The organism is Afipia sp. GW821-FHT14H12 (assembly GCF_058803465.1).
Window position 1 is genome coordinate 1,936,928 of sequence record NZ_JBXAOZ010000001.1, and the last position, 17,347, is coordinate 1,954,274.

The 17,347-nt window shown below is 62.1% G+C and carries 24 protein-coding genes and 1 riboswitch; of the genes, 18 read left to right on the forward strand and 6 right to left on the reverse strand.

Annotated features, from left to right (window positions below):
* The first annotated feature begins 70 nt into the window (after window positions 1-70).
* From AC1RNA_RS09660 to AC1RNA_RS09680, 5 genes are all read left to right on the forward strand, one after another.
* A complete protein-coding gene (locus AC1RNA_RS09660; protein WP_492950952.1) occupies window positions 71-1,018 on the forward strand; it encodes a Tim44 domain-containing protein in 948 nt (315 codons plus the stop codon).
* A gap of 120 nt (window positions 1,019-1,138) precedes the next feature.
* Window positions 1,139-1,849, forward strand: a complete 711-nt coding sequence (locus AC1RNA_RS09665) for a glutathione S-transferase (protein WP_492950953.1) — start codon at window positions 1,139-1,141, stop codon at window positions 1,847-1,849.
* A 68-nt stretch (window positions 1,850-1,917) separates the two neighbouring features.
* The gene (locus tag AC1RNA_RS09670) at window positions 1,918-2,322 is read left to right on the forward strand and encodes a (R)-mandelonitrile lyase (RefSeq protein WP_492950954.1); all 405 of its coding nucleotides are present in this window, start codon (window positions 1,918-1,920) and stop codon (window positions 2,320-2,322) included.
* A 137-nt stretch (window positions 2,323-2,459) separates the two neighbouring features.
* Window positions 2,460-2,822 (forward strand): hypothetical protein, encoded by a 363-nt coding sequence (locus AC1RNA_RS09675; protein WP_492950955.1) that lies wholly within the window; start codon window positions 2,460-2,462, stop codon window positions 2,820-2,822.
* Window positions 2,823-2,895: 73 nt separating this feature from the next.
* A complete protein-coding gene (locus AC1RNA_RS09680) occupies window positions 2,896-3,291 on the forward strand; it encodes a VOC family protein (protein ID WP_492950956.1) in 396 nt (131 codons plus the stop codon).
* Window positions 3,292-3,297: 6 nt separating this feature from the next.
* Here AC1RNA_RS09680 and AC1RNA_RS09685 read toward each other — a convergent pair whose 3' ends face one another.
* Window positions 3,298-3,774 (reverse strand): hypothetical protein, encoded by a 477-nt coding sequence (locus AC1RNA_RS09685; RefSeq protein ID WP_492950957.1) that lies wholly within the window; start codon window positions 3,772-3,774, stop codon window positions 3,298-3,300.
* A 139-nt stretch (window positions 3,775-3,913) separates the two neighbouring features.
* On the opposite strand from AC1RNA_RS09685, the gene AC1RNA_RS09690 reads away from it, so the two are divergent.
* The gene (locus tag AC1RNA_RS09690) at window positions 3,914-5,557 is read left to right on the forward strand and encodes a fumarate hydratase (RefSeq protein WP_009336945.1); all 1,644 of its coding nucleotides are present in this window, start codon (window positions 3,914-3,916) and stop codon (window positions 5,555-5,557) included.
* Here AC1RNA_RS09690 and AC1RNA_RS09695 read toward each other — a convergent pair.
* A complete protein-coding gene (locus tag AC1RNA_RS09695) occupies window positions 5,554-6,198 on the reverse strand; it encodes a glutathione S-transferase family protein (protein ID WP_492950958.1) in 645 nt (214 codons plus the stop codon). The genes AC1RNA_RS09690 and AC1RNA_RS09695 overlap by 4 nt on opposite strands.
* An 86-nt stretch (window positions 6,199-6,284) precedes the next feature.
* On the opposite strand from AC1RNA_RS09695, the gene AC1RNA_RS09700 reads away from it, so the two are divergent.
* From AC1RNA_RS09700 to AC1RNA_RS09735, 8 genes are all read left to right on the forward strand, one after another.
* On the forward strand, window positions 6,285-6,671 hold the full coding sequence (locus AC1RNA_RS09700) for an ArsR/SmtB family transcription factor (protein ID WP_492950959.1): 387 nt from the start codon (window positions 6,285-6,287) through the stop codon (window positions 6,669-6,671).
* On the forward strand, window positions 6,658-7,167 hold the full coding sequence (locus tag AC1RNA_RS09705; protein WP_492950960.1) for an SRPBCC family protein: 510 nt from the start codon (window positions 6,658-6,660) through the stop codon (window positions 7,165-7,167). Before AC1RNA_RS09700 ends, AC1RNA_RS09705 begins: the two co-directional genes overlap by 14 nt.
* A gap of 48 nt (window positions 7,168-7,215) precedes the next feature.
* Window positions 7,216-7,629 carry a VOC family protein gene (locus AC1RNA_RS09710; RefSeq protein ID WP_492950961.1) on the forward strand — a complete coding sequence of 138 codons (414 nt, stop codon included), beginning with the start codon at window positions 7,216-7,218 and terminating at the stop codon, window positions 7,627-7,629.
* A 33-nt stretch (window positions 7,630-7,662) separates the two neighbouring features.
* Entirely contained in the window at window positions 7,663-8,154 is a 492-nt protein-coding gene (locus AC1RNA_RS09715) for an SRPBCC domain-containing protein (RefSeq protein ID WP_048755739.1), read from the forward strand.
* 12 nt (window positions 8,155-8,166) lie between these two features.
* A complete protein-coding gene (locus tag AC1RNA_RS09720; RefSeq protein ID WP_009336939.1) occupies window positions 8,167-8,637 on the forward strand; it encodes a VOC family protein in 471 nt (156 codons plus the stop codon).
* 127 nt (window positions 8,638-8,764) lie between these two features.
* Window positions 8,765-9,997, forward strand: coding sequence for a multidrug effflux MFS transporter (locus AC1RNA_RS09725; protein ID WP_492951204.1), 1,233 nt, complete (start codon window positions 8,765-8,767; stop codon window positions 9,995-9,997).
* A gap of 137 nt (window positions 9,998-10,134) precedes the next feature.
* Window positions 10,135-10,818 carry an SET domain-containing protein gene (locus AC1RNA_RS09730; RefSeq protein WP_492950962.1) on the forward strand — a complete coding sequence of 228 codons (684 nt, stop codon included), beginning with the start codon at window positions 10,135-10,137 and terminating at the stop codon, window positions 10,816-10,818.
* A gap of 58 nt (window positions 10,819-10,876) precedes the next feature.
* Window positions 10,877-11,536: a DsbA family oxidoreductase gene (locus AC1RNA_RS09735; RefSeq protein WP_492950963.1), complete on the forward strand. Its 660-nt coding sequence runs from the start codon at window positions 10,877-10,879 to the stop codon at window positions 11,534-11,536.
* A gap of 6 nt (window positions 11,537-11,542) precedes the next feature.
* Here the strand turns inward: AC1RNA_RS09735 and AC1RNA_RS09740 are convergent, their stop codons facing one another.
* Together AC1RNA_RS09740 and AC1RNA_RS09745 are read right to left on the reverse strand one after the other, a co-directional pair.
* On the reverse strand, window positions 11,543-12,484 hold the full coding sequence (locus tag AC1RNA_RS09740) for a JmjC domain-containing protein (protein ID WP_492950964.1): 942 nt from the start codon (window positions 12,482-12,484) through the stop codon (window positions 11,543-11,545).
* Window positions 12,481-13,689, reverse strand: a complete 1,209-nt coding sequence (locus tag AC1RNA_RS09745) for a GNAT family N-acetyltransferase (protein WP_492950965.1) — start codon at window positions 13,687-13,689, stop codon at window positions 12,481-12,483. Before AC1RNA_RS09745 ends, AC1RNA_RS09740 begins: the two co-directional genes overlap by 4 nt.
* A gap of 250 nt (window positions 13,690-13,939) precedes the next feature.
* Between AC1RNA_RS09745 and AC1RNA_RS09750 the strand changes: the two genes are divergently transcribed.
* On the forward strand, window positions 13,940-14,248 hold the full coding sequence (locus AC1RNA_RS09750; RefSeq protein ID WP_492950966.1) for a hypothetical protein: 309 nt from the start codon (window positions 13,940-13,942) through the stop codon (window positions 14,246-14,248).
* Window positions 14,249-14,287: 39 nt separating this feature from the next.
* On the opposite strand, the gene AC1RNA_RS09755 is transcribed toward AC1RNA_RS09750, so the two are convergent.
* Complete coding sequence (locus AC1RNA_RS09755) at window positions 14,288-14,479, reverse strand: hypothetical protein (protein WP_009336932.1); 192 nt, start codon at window positions 14,477-14,479, stop codon at window positions 14,288-14,290.
* A 345-nt stretch (window positions 14,480-14,824) separates the two neighbouring features.
* A complete protein-coding gene (locus tag AC1RNA_RS09760) occupies window positions 14,825-15,070 on the reverse strand; it encodes a hypothetical protein (protein ID WP_492950967.1) in 246 nt (81 codons plus the stop codon).
* Window positions 15,071-15,205: 135 nt separating this feature from the next.
* Here AC1RNA_RS09760 and AC1RNA_RS09765 point away from each other — a divergent pair, with 135 nt between their 5' ends.
* The 3 genes from AC1RNA_RS09765 to AC1RNA_RS09775 all read left to right on the forward strand — a co-directional run bounded on the left by AC1RNA_RS09765 (window position 15,206) and on the right by AC1RNA_RS09775 (window position 16,989).
* Entirely contained in the window at window positions 15,206-16,435 is a 1,230-nt protein-coding gene (locus AC1RNA_RS09765) for a Spy/CpxP family protein refolding chaperone (RefSeq protein ID WP_492950968.1), read from the forward strand.
* Between the two features lie 62 nt (window positions 16,436-16,497).
* Window positions 16,498-16,659, forward strand: a complete 162-nt coding sequence (locus AC1RNA_RS09770; RefSeq protein WP_492950969.1) for a hypothetical protein — start codon at window positions 16,498-16,500, stop codon at window positions 16,657-16,659.
* A gap of 168 nt (window positions 16,660-16,827) precedes the next feature.
* On the forward strand, window positions 16,828-16,989 hold the full coding sequence (locus AC1RNA_RS09775; RefSeq protein ID WP_009336929.1) for a Flp family type IVb pilin: 162 nt from the start codon (window positions 16,828-16,830) through the stop codon (window positions 16,987-16,989).
* Between the two features lie 48 nt (window positions 16,990-17,037).
* A riboswitch (Fluoride riboswitch) is annotated at window positions 17,038-17,099 on the forward strand.
* The last annotated feature ends 248 nt before the right edge of the window (window positions 17,100-17,347 follow it).

The window sequence follows — 17,347 nt, forward strand, 5'->3', positions numbered from 1 at the left end:
CCATCTTCCCTTTTGTCCCGAATTCACCATTTTGGTGCTACGTCCCCATGGCGGGGATGGAGGATTGTTCATGATCGTCTCGCAGCGCGCTCGCGCCTTGCTCAAGACCCTTGTTGTTATTCTGTCCGTGGCGATGCCGCTGACGTTGACCGTGACCGCCGCGGATGCGCGGGTGGGCGGCGGCTTCAGCTCGGGCTCGCGCGGCAGCCGGACGTTCGCGCCGCCGCCGCCGACGCGGACCGCGCCGAACGCGGCCCAGCCGATGCAGCGGACCATCACCCCGAACACGACCGCGCCGGTCAACACGGCGAACCGTGGTGGCTTCTTCAACCGTGGCGGCCTGCTCGGCGGTCTCGCCGCTGGCTTCCTCGGTGCGGGCCTGTTCGGCATGCTGTTCGGCAATGGGTTGTTCGGTGGGCTCGGCGGGCTGTCGTCGATCCTCGGCCTCGTCATCCAGCTCGCGCTGATCTACTTCGTGGTGCGGCTTGCGATGTCGTGGTGGGCGAACCGCAACGCGCCGTCCTATGCCAATAACGCGCCGCCGCCGAATCCGAATGCGGGGCAGAGCTATGCCCGCACCGGCTTCGGTTTCGGGGCGGGTAGCGGCAGCGCGCCGCTTGAGATCACGCCCGCCGATTACGAAGTGTTCGAGCGCCGCCTGAACGAGGTGCAGGAGGCGTGGTCGAACGAGGACATGAACCGCCTGCATGCGATCGCGACCCCCGAGATGGTGTCGTACATGTCGCAGGATCTGGCGTCGAATTCCTCGCGTGGCGTGATCAACAAGGTCACGAACGTCAAGCTGTTGCAGGGCGATCTTGCAGAAGCCTGGCGCGAGGGCTCGACGGACTACGCCACGGTGGCGATGCACTTCTCGCTGGTCGACAAGACGATGGAGCGTTCCAGCGGCCGCATGATTGAGGGCAGCGACACGCCGCAGGAGGTCACCGAAATCTGGACCTTCGTGCGCCGCCCCGGCGCTGACTGGGAATTGTCGGCGATCCAGCAGACCAGCTAAGGATCGCAGCCTAACGAAACCGAAAGACGCCGCGTTCGCGCGGCGTCTTTTTTATTGGCGCGCGCTGGCGAAACAATCCCGGTTCCGTATCGTTGACTGCGAACGGAACGGAGCCGGGCAATGACATATGAACTGTTTTACTGGCCGACCATTCAGGGGCGGGGCGAATATGTGCGGCTCGCTCTGGAGGAGGCGGGTGCGGAGTATGTCGATGCCGCCCGCCGCAAGGGTGGCGAAAAGCGGATGATGGCGATGATGAACAACCGGCGGCTCGATCCGCCGCCGTTCGCGCCGCCATTTCTGAAAGCGAACAAGCAGGTCATCGCGCAGGTCGCCAACATCCTGCTTTATCTCGGCACGCGTCACGGCCTTGCGCCGAAGTCCGAGGCGGGGCGGCTGCGCCTGCATCAGCTGCAACTCACGATCACCGATTTCGTGGTCGAGATTCACGACACCCACCATCCGCTCGGGCCGACGCTCTATTATGAGGACCAGCGGCCACAGGCGGTGAAGCGTTCGGACGAATTCTGGAAATCGCGCGTGCCGAAATTTTTAGGCTACTTCGAGGACATCGCGGCGCGCGGCGGCGGGCCTTATCTCGACGGACGCCGGGTGAGTTATGTTGATTTGTCCCTATTTCAGATCGTGGAGGGGCTGCGCTATGCTTTCCCGAAACGCACGAAGCGCTTCGAGCGGAATATTCCGTGCCTTGTCGCGTTGCATGACCGCGTCGGCGCGCGGCCGAACATCGCCGCTTATCTACGAAGTGAGCGGCGCATTCCGTTCAACACCGATGGTATTTTCCGTCACTATCCCGCGCTCGACCGATAGCCGGGCGGGAGTGGCTTTACCGGGCGAAGTTGTTTGCTAGGCTGACTTCGAGAGATGAGGAGAAGCGCATGAAGATCACGCATCCCGGAGACGTGCCCTCGCGGCGGCCGCCGGAGGAGTATTTCACCGGCACGGTCTGGATGGACCCGATGATCCAGGCGCCGGCTCCGGCGCGGCTGCAGGTGGCGAAGGTGAGCTTCGAGCCCGGCGCGCGGACGGCGTGGCACACCCATCCGCTTGGGCAGACGCTCTATGTGCTGTCCGGTTGCGGGCTGATCCAGTGCGAGGGCGATCGCATCCGCACCATCAAGCCCGGCGACGTGATCTGGATCCCGCCCGGCGAGAAGCACTGGCATGGCGCTTCGCCGACCAACAGCATGGTGCATCTGGCGATGCAGGAGTTGCAGAACGGGGTCGCCGCCGAATGGCTCGAGAAGGTCACCGACGAGGAATATGCGGGGCGCACCGCATAAACCGATCGTGAACCGGGCGGGGGCTCCGGAACTCTTGCCAAGCGCCCCAATCCTGACTCATTGTGAATGTCAGGTGAATGGATTCGCCCGACACCGCAATGCGTGTTCCAGCACGCGGCCCTCAGGACGGAGACACCATGCGCATCATTACCCCTGTGGTCTATGCCGGACTGCTCGCGGTTTCGATTTACGCCGCGCTGGCCCAGACTTCGCCGATCCAGTACACGCCCCCGGCGCCGGAGGCGCAGGCCCCCACCAAGCTCGCTTACGCCGCGCCGAACGACGGCGCGCAAAAATCCGCCAAGTCTGCGGTTCGCGTCAGCAAGCGCGATGCCTGCCGCCAGAAAATCGCCGCCAGGCATCTCAAGCACCGCGAGGCGCGCGACAAGATGCAATTGTGCGTGGCGGAGGCCCGCGTCGAATGCCTCAAGCAGGCGATCGACCGGCATGTGCATCCGAGCCAGCGCCGCCTGTTCGTGCGAAGCTGCGTGGCATCCTGAGCAAATACAAAGAGTTTGTGATAAGGCCGGGTGATGAGCCCGGCCTTTTTCTTGGTGGTGTGATGAGGTTGCGATGCAGAATCTGAATGTGCCGCTCAATGCGGTATGGGACCACGTCCATTTGCGCGTCAGCGATCCGGATGCCGTGGCTGCATGGTTCGAAGCCATGCTCGGGGCGGAGCCGGTGCGCGCGCCCGGCCGCGTCGATGTCGTTCTCGGCGGCCAGAAAATCTTTCTGCTGAAAGCACCGGGCACCGACATGCCGTCGCCGGCCCATCCGCATCGCGGGCTCGATCATTTCGGTCTCAGGGTGAAGGACGTCGATCAGGTCGCGGAGCATTTGAAGGCGAAGGGCGTTCGCTTCACGGCGGAGCCTCATACCCCGCGCCCCGGCATACGCATCGCGTTTCTTGAGGGGCCGGAGGGAATCTCGATCGAGATATTGGAACGGGACGAGAAGTATAAATAAGGGCGCTCAGTCGTCGTCGCGCTCCCGCGACACCGTGATGTTGGTGCCGGTCTTCGTACCGATGCAATGGACGTCGAGCTTGCGGTAGCGGGTCTTGATGTCCTTGCCGCGCAACAGGCCGATACGGCCCAGGCACCGGTTGATGCCGCGCAAGGCGTCCTTTTTCGGAATGGTGAAAATCTGTGCCACGGCACTCGCGACGAACGAGGTGAATTCCGCCGATGGCTTCTTCTGGTTGGTCGCCGCGTAGAAATCGCCCTGCCGGTTGCGGCTGGGGCAACCAAGCGACGCCTGCGTGGCGACGGGGTGCTGCAGATAGATGATGCCGCCGCGCGTTTTTCCGACCTTGAGGTTGTCGATCTGCTGGGAGAGCGAGCGGGCAAGCTCGTCGCAGGGGTCGGCCATGGCGGGAGACGCTACGCCGGACACGAAAAGGATCGTGGCGGCGGTAGCAAGGTGCAGGCGCGCGGGTACAAGGTCCATGGCGGTATTGAAGCGTGGGAACTGTTGTTCGGCAAGCCGTTCTTCGTCCCGCCCGGTACCGCGACTTTCGGGGTCTTTGCCGGGCAGGGGAAAGCGATTAGAACGCTTCGAAATTATCCTGCCGCCCTGAGAGGCTCCGATGAACGCACCTTTCGCCGCTCCCGCCGTGCCGCCTTACAAGCACACCCCGCTGTTTCCGCTCGGCAAGGACGAGACGCCCTACAGGAAGATTTCCGCCGATGGCGTGCGGGTCGAAACGGTGCTGGGCAGGGAGATGCTGGTGGTCTCGCGCGAGGCGCTCAAGGCGCTGGCGGAAGCTGCCTTCGTCGATATCAACCATTATCTGCGTCCCGGCCACCTCGCGCAGTTGCGGAAAATTCTCGCTGACCCCGAGGCGAGCGACAACGACAGATTCGTGGCCTTCGACTTTCTGAAGAACGCTAACATCGCGGCCGGCGGCGTGCTGCCGATGTGCCAGGACACCGGCACCGCGATCATCATGGGCAAGAAGGGCAACCGCGTCCTCACCGAGGGCGACGATGAGGCCGCGCTCTCGGAAGGCGCGCGCGATGCGTATCTCAAGCGCAACCTGCGCTACTCGCAACTCGCGCCGATTTCGATGTTCGAGGAAAAGAACACGCGCAACAACATGCCCGCGCAGTGCGAGATTTATGCCGAGGGTGACGACGCCTACAAATTCATGTTCATGGCCAAGGGCGGCGGCTCGGCCAACAAGAGCTTCCTGTTTCAGGGCACGCCGTCGCTTCTGACGCGCGACCGCCTACTGGCGTTCCTGAAAGAAAAGATTCTCACGCTCGGCACCGCGGCGTGTCCGCCCTATCACCTCGCCATCGTCATCGGCGGCACCTCCGCAGAGTTGACGATGAAGACGGTGAAGCTCGCTTCCGCCCGTTATCTCGATGCGCTGCCGACCCAAGGCAGCGAGGATGCACATGCCTTCCGGGATCTCGAGATGGAGCAGGAAATCTGGAAGATGACGCAGTCGATGGGCGTCGGCGCGCAGTTCGGCGGCAAGTATTTCTGCCACGACGTGCGCGTGATCCGGCTGCCGCGCCACGGCGCATCACTTCCCATCGGTCTTGGTGTGTCGTGCGCGGCGGACCGTCAGGTGCTCGGCAAGATCACCAAGGACGGTGTTTATCTCGAGGAGCTTGAGCACAATCCGGCGCAGTATCTGCCGGAGGTCGAAGGTTCGCTCGGCGGCGAGCCGGTGAAGATCGACCTCAACAAGCCGATGAAGGACATTCTGGCGACGCTGTCGCAATATCCGGTGAAGACGCGCCTTGCGCTCACCGGCACCATCATCGTCGCGCGCGACCTCGCTCACGCCAAGCTACGCGAGCGGCTGGAGAAGGGCGAACCGTTGCCGGATTACTTCAAGAACCATCCGATCTATTACGCAGGCCCCGCCAAGACGCCGGAAGGCTATGCGTCGGGTTCGTTCGGTCCCACGACAGCAGGGCGCATGGATTCGTTCGTCGATCAGTTCCAGGCGGCGGGCGGTTCGATGGTGATGCTCGCCAAGGGCAACCGCGCGCCTGTGGTGCGCGATGCGTGCAAGAAATACGGCGGCTTCTATCTCGGTTCGGTCGGCGGTTCGGCTGCGAATCTCGCCGAGCATTGCATCAAGAAGGTCGAGGTCGTGGAATATCCCGAACTCGGCATGGAAGCGATCTGGCGCATCGAGGTTGTCGATTTCCCGGCCTTCATCATCATCGATGACAAGGGCAGCGACTTCTTCAAGGAATTGAATCTGGGCTAGGTGGTCCCGTTGTTAAACGCGAACTGGGCGTCGAAGGCCCGCTGGTAGGCGGGCCGCGTCTCGCCGCGGGCGACATAGGCGGCCAGAGTCCGGTGCTCGTCCAGAATGCCTGATGGTCTCAGCCGGAGCAGCACCGACACCATCATCAGATCGCCGGCGCTGAATGCGCCGTCGAGCCAGTCGGCCTCGCCCAAACGAGTGGATAGCTGTTTCAGCCGGGTGTGGATGCGGTCCACGACCAGAGTCATGCGCTCCTTGGCCCATGGCTTGTCACCCTCCAGAATTTTGGCGGTGACGAGTTCAAGGATTGGCGGCTCGACCGTGTTGATCGCGGCGAACATCCATGTGATCGCGCGTGCCCGCGCATTGGGATCGTTCGGCAGCAGCCCCGCATGGCGTTCGGCGATGTGGAAGACGATCGATCCTGTCTCGAACAGGGTGAGATCGCCGTCCTGATAGGTCGGAATCTGGCCGAACGGATGCAGCGCGAGATGCGCGGGCTCCTTCATCGCGCGGAACGAAACAGCGCGAACCTCATAAGGCTGTCCCACTTCTTCAAGCGCCCAGCGAACGCGGGTGTCGCGCGCCAGCCCCTTGCCGCCATCCGGCGATTTCTCGAAGGCGGTGATGATGACGGTCATGGTGAAGCAGCTCCGGCAAAATGTTGGGTTGACGTCATGGCTCCTGTATCGTATTTAACTTATAAGTTAAATAAGAGAATACCCCAATGGACCGGCTTTCCAGCACGTTTGCAGCCCTTGCCGACCCGACGCGGCGCGCCATTCTGGCACGGCTCGCGCTCGGCGAAACCTCGGTCAACGAACTCGCAGAGCCGTTCGACATGAGCCTTCCCGCAGTCTCCAAGCATCTCAAAGTGCTGGAAGGGGCAGGGCTGATTACGCGCGGGCGCAACGCGCAATGGCGGCCGTGCAAGCTCGAAGCCGCGCCGTTGAAAGAGGCGGCGGGCTGGATCGATTTCTATCGCAAGTTCTGGGAGGCGAGCTTCGATCGCCTCGACGCCTATCTGCAGCGCCTGCAGGCGGGCGACGACGATGGCAAGGGATCAAAACCGAAAAAGCCGAAAGCGAAAGGAAAGAGCGATGACCGCAAGTGAAACGACCGCTCAGGAATTCACCGTCACGCGCACATTCAATGCGCCGCGCGATGCGGTGTGGAAGGCATGGACGGAGCGCGAGGCGCTGGAAGAATGGTGGGGGCCGAAAAGCTGCGCCATCGAAGTCGAGCAACTCGATGTGTCTCCCGGCGGTATATTTCACTATTCGATGGGCATGCCGGACGGCAGCAAATGGTGGGGCATCTTCCATTACGTGGAGGTGGTGAAGCCGGAACGTATCGTATTCGTCAATTCGTTCTCGAATGAATCGGGCGACATCACCCGCGCGCCGTTCAGCGAAACTTGGCCCAAGGAAATCCGAAACGTTGTGACCTTCCATGAGGAGGGCGGCAAGACGCGGCTCGAATTGCGCGGCCGGCCGATCAATGTCTCCGCGGAAGAGCAGGCGATGTTCGAGAGCATGTTCGGCTCAATGCAGCAGGGCTTCGGCGGCACGTTCGATCAGCTCGACGATTATCTTGCGACACAAAAGTGACGCATCGCGTCTGCACAGTGCGATCAATCACAATCGGAGGACACACCCATGAAGATCAATCCCTATCTGTTTTTCAACGGCCAGTGCGAAGAAGCAATCAAATTCTATGCAAAGGTGCTCGGCGGCAAGATCGAGATGATGATGCCCTACAAGGACATGCCGGGCGATGAAAAGGTTCCGGCGGAATTCGCCAATCACATCATGCATGCTCGCCTGTCGGTCGGCGATCAGGCCATCATGGCCTCCGATGCCGGGCCGGGCCGCTACAACAAGCCGCAGGGTTTCGATGTCAGTCTGAATGTCGATACGGTGGAGGAGGCCGAGCGGATTTTCAAAGGGCTGTCGCAAGGCGCTCAATCCATCGGCATGCCGCTTGGCGAAACGTTCTGGGCGCAGCGGTTCGGTGCGTTCGTGGACAAGTTCGGCACCAATTGGATGATCAACTGCAGCAAGCCGATGTAATCGCCGCAGACAGAGCCTTTCATGTCCCGACACATGTCAGCATCCGCCAGCCCGTTGCCGCTCGCCGAGCAGGAGCTTGTCGTCTCGCGCATCTTCAAGGCGCCGCGCGAGCTTGTCTGGAAGGCGTGGACCGATCCGTATCACGCCAAGCACTGGTGGGGCCCGCCGATGTGCCCCGCCATCGAGATGCACATGGATCTGCGCGTCGGCGGGAAATGGCGTCACTGCCTTCAGTCGGCGGAGGACGGCTCGCATCTCTGGCAGCACGGCGTGTTCAAGGAGATCGTGCCGCCGGAACGGCTGGTGTTCACCTTCACCTGGGACAACAACAAATACGTTGAATTTCCAAATGCGGACATGATGGTAGCGATCACGTTCGAGGAGCGCAGCGAAGGCACGCTGGTGACATTGCGTCAGATCGGCTTTCATTCGATCGCCGATCGCGACGGCCATGGCGTCGGCTGGACTGGTACCTTCGATCGTTTCGAAGAATATGCCCGGCAGATGTCTGCAAGCGGCGCATAACGGAGTTCAGTGATGTCGAATCTGTTTCCCTGTCTGTGGTTCAAGTCGGAAGCCGAAGAGGCGCTGCGGTATTACGTTTCCATCATCCGCAATTCGAGCATGGAAAATGTGCATCGCGCGGGCGAGGTAGGACCGTTCTCGAAAGGCGCGGTGATTTCCGTCACCGCCTTGCTCGACGGCCAGCGCGTGCTTGCGCTGAACGGCAATCCGCAATTCCAGTTCAGTCCGGCGACCTCGCTGGTGGCGTTGTGCGATACGCAGGCGGAGATCGACGACTATTGGGACAAGCTCGGCGCGGGCGGCCAGACCATGGCCTGCGGCTGGCTGACGGACAAATACGGTGTCGCGTGGCAAATCGCGCCGCGTATTTTCCCGAAGCTGTGGAGCGGCGATCAGGCCTCCACCGACCGCGTGATGACGGCGATGATGAAGATGGTCAAACTTGACATCGCCGGTCTGCAAAAAGCCTTTGACGGTCAATAAATCGTCATCGCCCTTGGGAATATTTGGGAATAGTGCCGATTTGAGGTAGATGCTGTGCATCGCCCCGCAGAAGCGGGGCCGGTCAGCATCCATCCTTTGTATCAAGCATGTCGTGATTTCCGCCCTGATGGAAACCACCAAGAAAGATTTGTCCGTGTCCGCGCGAAGCTACGCCAGAAACGCCATCGTCCTGGGCCTGTTGTCGGCTGTCGGTCCGTTCGCGATCGACATGTATCTGCCGGCGCTGCCCTCGATTGCGGCCGACCTGAAGGCCTCCACGGCCGCGACGCAGATGACGCTGATGGCGTTCTTCATGGCGTTCGGCGTGTGCCAGCTCATTTACGGGCCTCTGTCGGATGTGGTCGGCCGCAAGCCGCCGCTCTATGCCGGACTGACGCTGTTCATCGTGGGTTCGATCGGCTGCGCATTCGCGCCGAGTGTCGAATGGCTGATCGCGGCGCGCGTGGTGCAGGGCATCGGCGCTGCGGCGGGGATGGTCATTCCGCGCGCCATCATTCGCGACCTGCACACCGGCAATGAGGCGACGCGGCTGATGTCGCTGGTGATGCTGGTGTTCAGCGTCTCGCCGATTCTGGCGCCGGTGACCGGCAGCGCGCTGATCGTGCCGTTCGGCTGGCGCGCGGTGTTCGTCGCGGTCACCATCGCGGCGGTGCTGGCGTTCGCGCTGATCCTTGTCTTTCTGCCGGAGACGCGGCTGCATCATCAGCGGCTCGAGGCGAACGTGCGCAGCGTGCTGGGCGGGTTCGGCCATTTGCTGGCCGATCCGCGTTTTCTCGGCCTGACCTTCATCGGCGGGTTCGGCATGGCGAGCTTCTTCGCTTTTCTCGCCAGTTCCTCGTTCATCTATATCGGCCATTACGGCCTGACGCCGACGCAATACAGTTTCGGTTTCTCCATCAACGCGTTCGGCTTCATCGGCGCATCGCAATTCGCCGCGACGCTCGGCAGGCGGTTCGGCCTGTCGCGCGTGGTGATGACCGCGGCCGCGATCTACACGTTTTTCGCGCTGCTGCTGCTCGGCGTGACGCTGGCCGGGGTGGACAGCCTCGCCGTGCTGATCGCGCTGCTGTTCATGAGCTTCGCCTTCCTCGGCCTCGTCATTCCGACCACCATGGTGCTGACCCTGGAGGAGCATGGTCCGATTGCGGGAATCGCCTCGTCGCTGGCCGGGACGCTGCAGATGGTGGCTGGTGGCGCGGTGATCGCGCTGGCGAGCCTGTTTTTCGATGGCCATCCGCTGCCGATGGTGGCGATCATCGCCGCCTGCGCCTGCTGCGCTTTGTGTCTCAGCTTGGTGACGCTGCGGCGTGACGCTCTTGCGCCACAGCCTGCAGAATAGGCGCTTTCCCCGGAACCCGTGGACAGCCTCAATAGATTGGGGACGGTCATGCCAATGTCATATGGAATTTCCTGAAAGGCATGACATGCTGGCCGGAATCGCTCTACTAAGCGGCGTACTCTATCCTGTGGTCGGTCATGCCTGTTATCTCGTCGAATAAGCCCTATCGTATCGGACGCTCCAAGACCGGCCTCGGTCTGTTTGCCACCAAGCCGATCAAGAAAGGCACCAAGATCATCCGCTATTTCGGCCCCATGCTGGATTGCCGGAAGAAGGAGGATGACGCGGTCGAGAACAAGTACCTGTTCCAGATCAACAGCCGCTGGACTATCGACGGGTCGGTCCGCAAGAATACTGCCCGCTACATCAACCACGCCTGCCGGCCGAATGCGGAATCCGACGTCAATTCCCGCAAGCGTACGGTCTATATCCGCGCCATCAAGAACATCGCGCCGGGCGAGGAGATCAACTACGATTACGGCACCGAGTATTTCAAGGAATACCTCAAGCCGATCGGGTGCAAGTGCGCGGCCTGCGAGAAGAAGCGGGCGAAGCAGCGCGCCGAGGCCCGCGCCGAAAAGGCGAAGGAGAAGCTGAAGGCGCAGAAGAAGGCGGCCAAATCCACGAAGGCCAAGCCAACCAAGACCAAGAACGCCAAGAGCAAGAGTGTGAAGGCCTCCACGACGGCTCGTGCCTCGAGCCGCAGGACGGCGGAATACGCGCGGGCGGCCAGCAGCGGCGCGCGTCCCGGCCCGCAGGCGGAGGGTGCCGTGCGCGCATCTCGCGGCACGGCGTTGCGCAGCGGCAGCGTCACCGCCTGAGGCTTGCTTATTCTCCTCTTGCGCTTATCTCGGGATCATTCCCGCGCGAGAGTTTGTCATGGCTTCTTCCCATCCGCTTCAGATCGATGTCGTCTCCGATGTCGTTTGCCCATGGTGCTACATCGGCAAGCACCGTTTCGAGCGCGCGTTGGCGCTCGTGCAGGATATTCCCGTCGAGGTGAACTGGCGGCCGTTCTTCCTCAATCCGTGGGTGCCGCGCGAAGGCATGTCGCGCGAGGATTATCTCGTCACCAAATTCGGATCGGTCGAGGCCTACAAAGGCATTGCCAGCCGCGTCAAGGAAGCGGCGGCGGAGGAGGGGTTGCAGTACAACTCCGAGCGCATGCAGCGCCAGCCCAACACCCTCGATTGCCACCGGCTGATCCACTGGGCGGGCGCGTCTGGCGCGGCGGCGGCCATGAAGCAACGGCTGATGGAGCTTTATTTCCACGACGGCGGGGATCTCACGAAACTGGATGTGCTGGTGCAGGCTGCGGCCGATATCGGCCTCGATGCCGACGAGATGCGTGAGCGCCTTGGCTCCGATACGGATATCGATCTCGTCTCGGCACAGGCGGCTGAAGCCTCAAACAAAGGCATCAGCGGCGTGCCGACCTATGTTTTCGCACAACAATACGCCGTCTCCGGCGCGCAGCCGCCCGAGCAACTGGCGGCGGCAATCCGTCAACTTGCGACGGAGACAAGCCGCCAAGCCTGAAGGATATCAGGCCTTCAGGTAATAATTTGCGTTCTTGCCCAGCGCGATGCGACGAAGCACACGGCGCATCGTCTCCGATTTGCGCAGCGGCTCGATGATGCTGCGGCTTGTGCGGAAGACCGCGAGCTTCACGGCATCCCAGCCCGGATTTTGTCCGGGCGCAGCCTGCGGCAGGCCAAGGCCGCGCAGCATCGAATTGAAAGTGTGAAGGTCGTTCAGGCGGCGGACTTCGGGCGTCTTCCAGGTCACCGCCATCGAGATCGAGTAAGAGTCCGCCGTCCTGACCCAGTGCGGCCACTGGTAGGGCACGTAGCACCCATCGCCGCCGACCAGATGATATTCCACGCCGCGCGGCTTGAAGCTGTCGTTGTAAGGCACGTTGCGGTGCTTGGTGGTGCAGTATTCGACCTGTGCGTTGTCGGCGATTGCGCCGTCGCGGTTGTCGAAAATGGCGAAGGTTTTGTCGCCATGGATCTGCACGAAGAAATTGTCCTCGCCATCGAGATGGAACGGCGTGGTGGAGTTCGGCGAGGATACGAACAGAAAGCCCTCGATCTGCGAGAAGCCCGCCTCGGCGAGGCTGTTGAAGCCGCGGGCGCGCGCGACCGACAGCAGAGTGTCTTCGAGCAACGCGCGGTATTCCGGCGACTTCTCGATGCGCTTGAGCACCATCCATGCGCCCGCCGTCTCGATGCGGTTGACGACCTCGACCGGATCGAGATTGACCGACTGCACCTTGTCGGGGTCCTGGCTGATATTGGCGGCGCCGGAATTGTATTCGATCAGGTCGCGCGGCAGGTCCGAGGCGAGCTTGGCGATGCGCGGCAGCGTCAGCAGCGGATGCCCGGCCAGCATGTGACGGATCGCGAACGGCTTCAGCGGGAAGTCGCGGTTCAGTGAATCGTTCGATGCCATGATCACGGGAGCGACATGAGAGGCGGCGTTCATGAGCGTTTTTCCTTTATGCGTCGAATGAGATGCACGGCCTTGCGCGCAGGCACCATCGCGGCGCGGCGCAGCGCCATTGCGCCGCGGATCAGCGGCACGAACGGATCGTTGCGGTGGAGCGGAATCAGGATGTCACCGACGGCGAGGCGTTCGCGCCAGATCGGATCGATCATGGAGTGGTTGGCGTCGGCGGTGGAGTCGACAGAAGCAATCGCGGGATCGGCGCACATCTGCCGGGTCAGTTCGAGCGTCATCTGCACGCCCGGTGAGTATTTGGCGAAACGCTCATTGACGCCGAGCTTGAAATAGATCGCGCGGTCGAGGTGGCGCAGGACGACCGCCGCCGCCACCGGGGTGTTGCCGGCATACAGCGAGATGACCTGACCATGCCCGCGCGCCGCCATGTCGCGCACGGCGCGGCGGATGAAGGCGAGGTGTCCTTCGTTCTGCAGCAGCGCGGTGCCGCGCTTGCCCTTCCAGCCGCTGGCTTCGAGCTTGAGGAAGACCTCCAGCGCGGGAATGACCTCGTCGGAGGTGGAGGCGATGCGATACGTCACCTCGCCGGACTCGCCGAGCCGGTTGCGCTGACGCCGCAGCTCCTTCAGCTTCTTGGAGCCGAGCGCCTCGTGCAGCAATTCGTCGGCATCGCGCGTCGCGTCGAGCAGCGCGCGCTTGTGCGCTTTCAGAACGATCGGGCGTAGGCCGCTCCAGCCGAGCACGCGGGTGAAGGCCTGCATCACCGCGCCCTCAATCGGCGTATCGCGCAGGATCAGAGCACGGGCACCGTTCTCGCGGGCCTGCTGCATCAATCCGCTGACGGCTTCATCGGCCTTGTCGCGGTCGATCAGGATGGTGCCGAGCGGCGGAAAGGCATCCGCCGTTACAAAAGCGGGCAGCGGCAACTGGTAGGCGCGCAACGCGGAGACCGTAGGCATCAGGCCGATCAGTTCGCCATTGTCAGCATGGCAACTCAGCGCCCTGGCATTGGTGCGACCCGGGGAAAAGGCGTTCACCGCCAATTCCCATTCGGGCAGGTAGCAGGCGTTCGGTTCGGCGGCGCGTTCGGCAAGAGACTGCCACGCGGGAAGGGAAATGCCGGTCAGGGAGATTGCGCGGACGCCATGACGCGGCTGCGCAGCGGCGTTCGCCGAATCCGGCGAGCGGGCCTGGCCTGCAACAGAGGCGGCATGCATGGTGTCGGTCACGTCCGAAGTCCCCAGCCGCCTCGCACGGCAATAGGGTGCGCGGACGGTGGGTGGAACCTAGCGGGGAGATTTCAAGATAGGCTTGGAGCAATGCTCCAAATTCGAGCCCTCGGCTTAGCCGCTTTTTAACCACGAACAGGCGGATGGTGCGGGAAACCGTTATCCTGCAAGGGCTTGATGCAGGTCGAGATCGGCTTGGACCGCCGCTGCCGATTTTGCTATAAGCCGCTCCGGATTGGAGAGTTTGTCCATGAAAAGACAGGATTATTTCGCGGCCTGTCTGGCCGCCGCACTGATCGCTTTGCCGGGCGGGGCCGCAATGGCGCAGGGAATGCCGATGCCGGGCTTCCAACTCGGCGGCGGCAACCAGATGTCGCCAGAGGAAAAGGCGCGGCAGGATAAGCTTGAGAAAGCGGCCCGCGATGCCCAGTCCAAGATTCCGGATCAAAAGGCTAGCAACGATCCCTGGGCGAACGTGCGTTCAGCCGAAACGGCCGCGCCGAAGAGCGGTCATAAAGCCAAGAGCTCAAGCAAGAGCGCCGCGAGGGCTGCGCACTAGCGCTCAGCTTTTTTAATTTTCATTCTGTTCGATGCGGCGTCAGCGTCCGATCGGAGGACGCAAGTCGGAAGCATTCAGCCAGCCTTCGATATGCGCCGACATTTCGAGCAGTTCTGCACGCTCCAGGATTTTGTCGCGGTCGCGCCCTTCGGGAGCGGCGTCCGCTTCCGCGCGTGCCTGCGCGACAAGAGTCTTCCAGTTTAATGGAGCGATGGAGATACGGTCGTTCATGCGAGCGTCTCCGTAAAACGTCTAACGACAGACGGGAGCTCAACGGTCTCTCAGTCACCGCGAATTGCCTGGAGGCTAAGCGGTGATGCCAAGAGTATGAGCGTCGTGCTTTCAAAACGCGAGTCCTAAAAACATCAGTCACGCAAAACATCTGGAATCCGTTCTCACGATTTCGGGATAATGGCTGGCATCCCAGCGTAAAGCGTGCGGCTGCGACAACAGCGCACAGATTCGGCGGAACCTTCAGCTTGATTCAACATTGATGTGTTTGCACATGATTATTTTTACGCGAGGCGTGAAGCCATGCGATACTTTTTCAAAATCGCCGTTGTGGCATTTGCTCTCCTAGCAGCCTTGTCCGTAACGACCGACGCGCGTCCGCGTGGCGGAGGCGGAGGACATGGCGGCGGCGTTCATATGGGCGGCGGCCGCGGTGGCGGCGCGCATTTTGGCGGCGGCCATATCGGTGGTGGACGAGCTTTCCACGGAGGCGGCGCCCGTTTCAGCGGCGGGGCCCGTCATTTCGGCGGAGCGCATGTTGGAGGCGCACGCCATTTTGGCGGTGTGCGCCAATTCCATGGAAACCGTCATGTCGGGGCTTCCCGTTCGTTCGCAAGGCCAAGTGGGCCGCGCAATGCCGGCCGCGCCGTCAACCGCGGGCCCCGGAATGCGGCGCGCACGGCATCGCAGCGCACCGGGATCGCTGCGACGAACCGTGCGGCACGAGTGAATTCGCCCCGGGCGGCTGCGGTGCGTCAGGGATTGCGTTCGCGTTCGGTCAATGGCGCGCTGCGTAATCGCAACGCGCTGCGCAGTCCGGTCGCGCGCACGGCGCTGGTCGCAGCCGCGGCGACGGCCGGCTGGCAGGGGCATCGTCACGGCTGGTGGCGCCATGGCCATGGCGGCTATGGCTGGGTCGGACCGCTGTTCTGGCCGTTCGCTTATTACGACCTCTATGACTACGGTCTGTGGGGCTATGATTACGGTCCGGCCTTCTGGGATTACGGCTATGGCGACATCTATGCCGGGCTGTTCTCACCCTACGGCTACGATTCGCTGAGCGGTTATTTGCCGTCACGTCGAAGCGCACCTTCCGCTGGCTCCGGCAGTCAGGCCGCGCAGACGCCACCGTCCGACGAGGACCAGTTGGCCCAGATGTGCGGAGCCGACAGTGGCGACATCGCCGGTCTGCCGATCGACAAGATCCAGCAGGCAATCTCGCCGGATGACGCGCAGCGCGCGGCGCTCGATGAGCTTGGCAATGCGTCCGTGAAGGCGGCGCAGACCATCCGTGAGGCCTGTCCGACGACGCTTCCGCTCACCGCGCCCGCAAGGCTTGCGGCGATGGAGCGGCGGATCGAGGCGATGAAGTCGGCGATTGGTATCATCCAGCCAGCGATGGAGAAGTTCTACGGCCTGCTCAATGACGACCAGAAGGCGAGGCTTGTTGCGATGTCGCCGCGCGAGAAGCAGGGCGGCAAGGGGACGACTTCGTCCGATGGAAGCTGTGGCATCACCTCGCTCTCGGATGCGGTGGCCTGGCCGACCGATGAGATCAACAAGCGCCTGCAACCCAGTGACGCGCAGAAGGTGAAGCTGACCGCACTGCAGGATGCGACCTTCAAGGCCGCGGATTCGCTGAAAGCGACCTGCCGCCCGTCCACCGCGCTGACCCCGCCCGCTCGGCTTGCGGCGGCGAGCGAGCGCCTCGATGCGCTGCTCGGCGCGGTGAAATCGGTGCATTCAGCGCTGGACGACTTCTACGGCACGCTGAGCGACGAGCAGAAGGCACAGTTCGAAGCCATTGGCCCGGATCGCTCCGGCAGCCAGCAGGCCAGTAACGAGGATGCGGAGGATCAGCCCGCGCAGCGCAGGTCGCGCGGGCGGCGCCACCACCGCCATGGCATCCACGGGGTGGAAAGTGTGCTGAGGCACATCATCACCATCGTCCGTTAAAGGGAATGGTGATAAACTAGAAAGCGTTGCAAAACAGAAATCGTATCCAGTGGAGGCGGCTTATGCATCTTCACTTCAAGGGCGGTTTTGATGCAGTCGATCTGCAGCTTCTGGCCATCGTTGCGGTCATGGTTGCGCTCGGAGGCGCAATCTATCTGTTCGGTGACATCTACGAGATAGGAGCGCAGGCGGAGCGTGTGGCCCGCGCAGTTCCGCCATTTTAGCAAGGTCGGCCAGCCCTTCCGGGTGGCAGCTCATTATATCGCATCACAACATCAGGATGATTTGGGTTCGGGAAAGCTTGCCCCGGGGGCACTTTATTCGCGGAAACTGGTAAAATCGCCCAGTTTCATTTACGGGGCCTTGAGGGTTCGCCGGTACGGTGCCTCCCCATGAAAACCTTGAAACGCTTCTTCCTGGATCAGTCCGGCGCGACCTCGATCGAGTATGCCATCATCGCTGCGGGGCTTTCGATCGTTATCCTCGTGGCGGTCAATGGGATTGGCTCGGCGCTGAACGGCAAGTACGAGATGATCCGCGCCGCCGTACAGTAACGAAGCCGCCGTGCTTGCTTCGGCGGATTGCAGCCGCTAACCTTCTTGAACCATGATGGGGATGGAGTTCCCCCGATAACCGCCGCAAGGCTGATGACTCCTACCAGGCGCTTTCGCGTCGGTAGGAGCGATTCCTCCCAGCGATGCGCCCAGGAAAGGGTGCATGACAATGGCTGGGTCGCCTCGTGAGAGATCTTCTCGTTCAAGACTTCCTCATTCTCTTGCCATCGCACTTTGGATCACAAGCTCGATCTGGGCCGTGACGGTTGCTGCGTATCTGCTCGATGCGGATACGGAGTTGATCGTGCCGTTGATGATGCTCGGCCTGCTGACAGGCATGGCTGAATGGATGATGGGA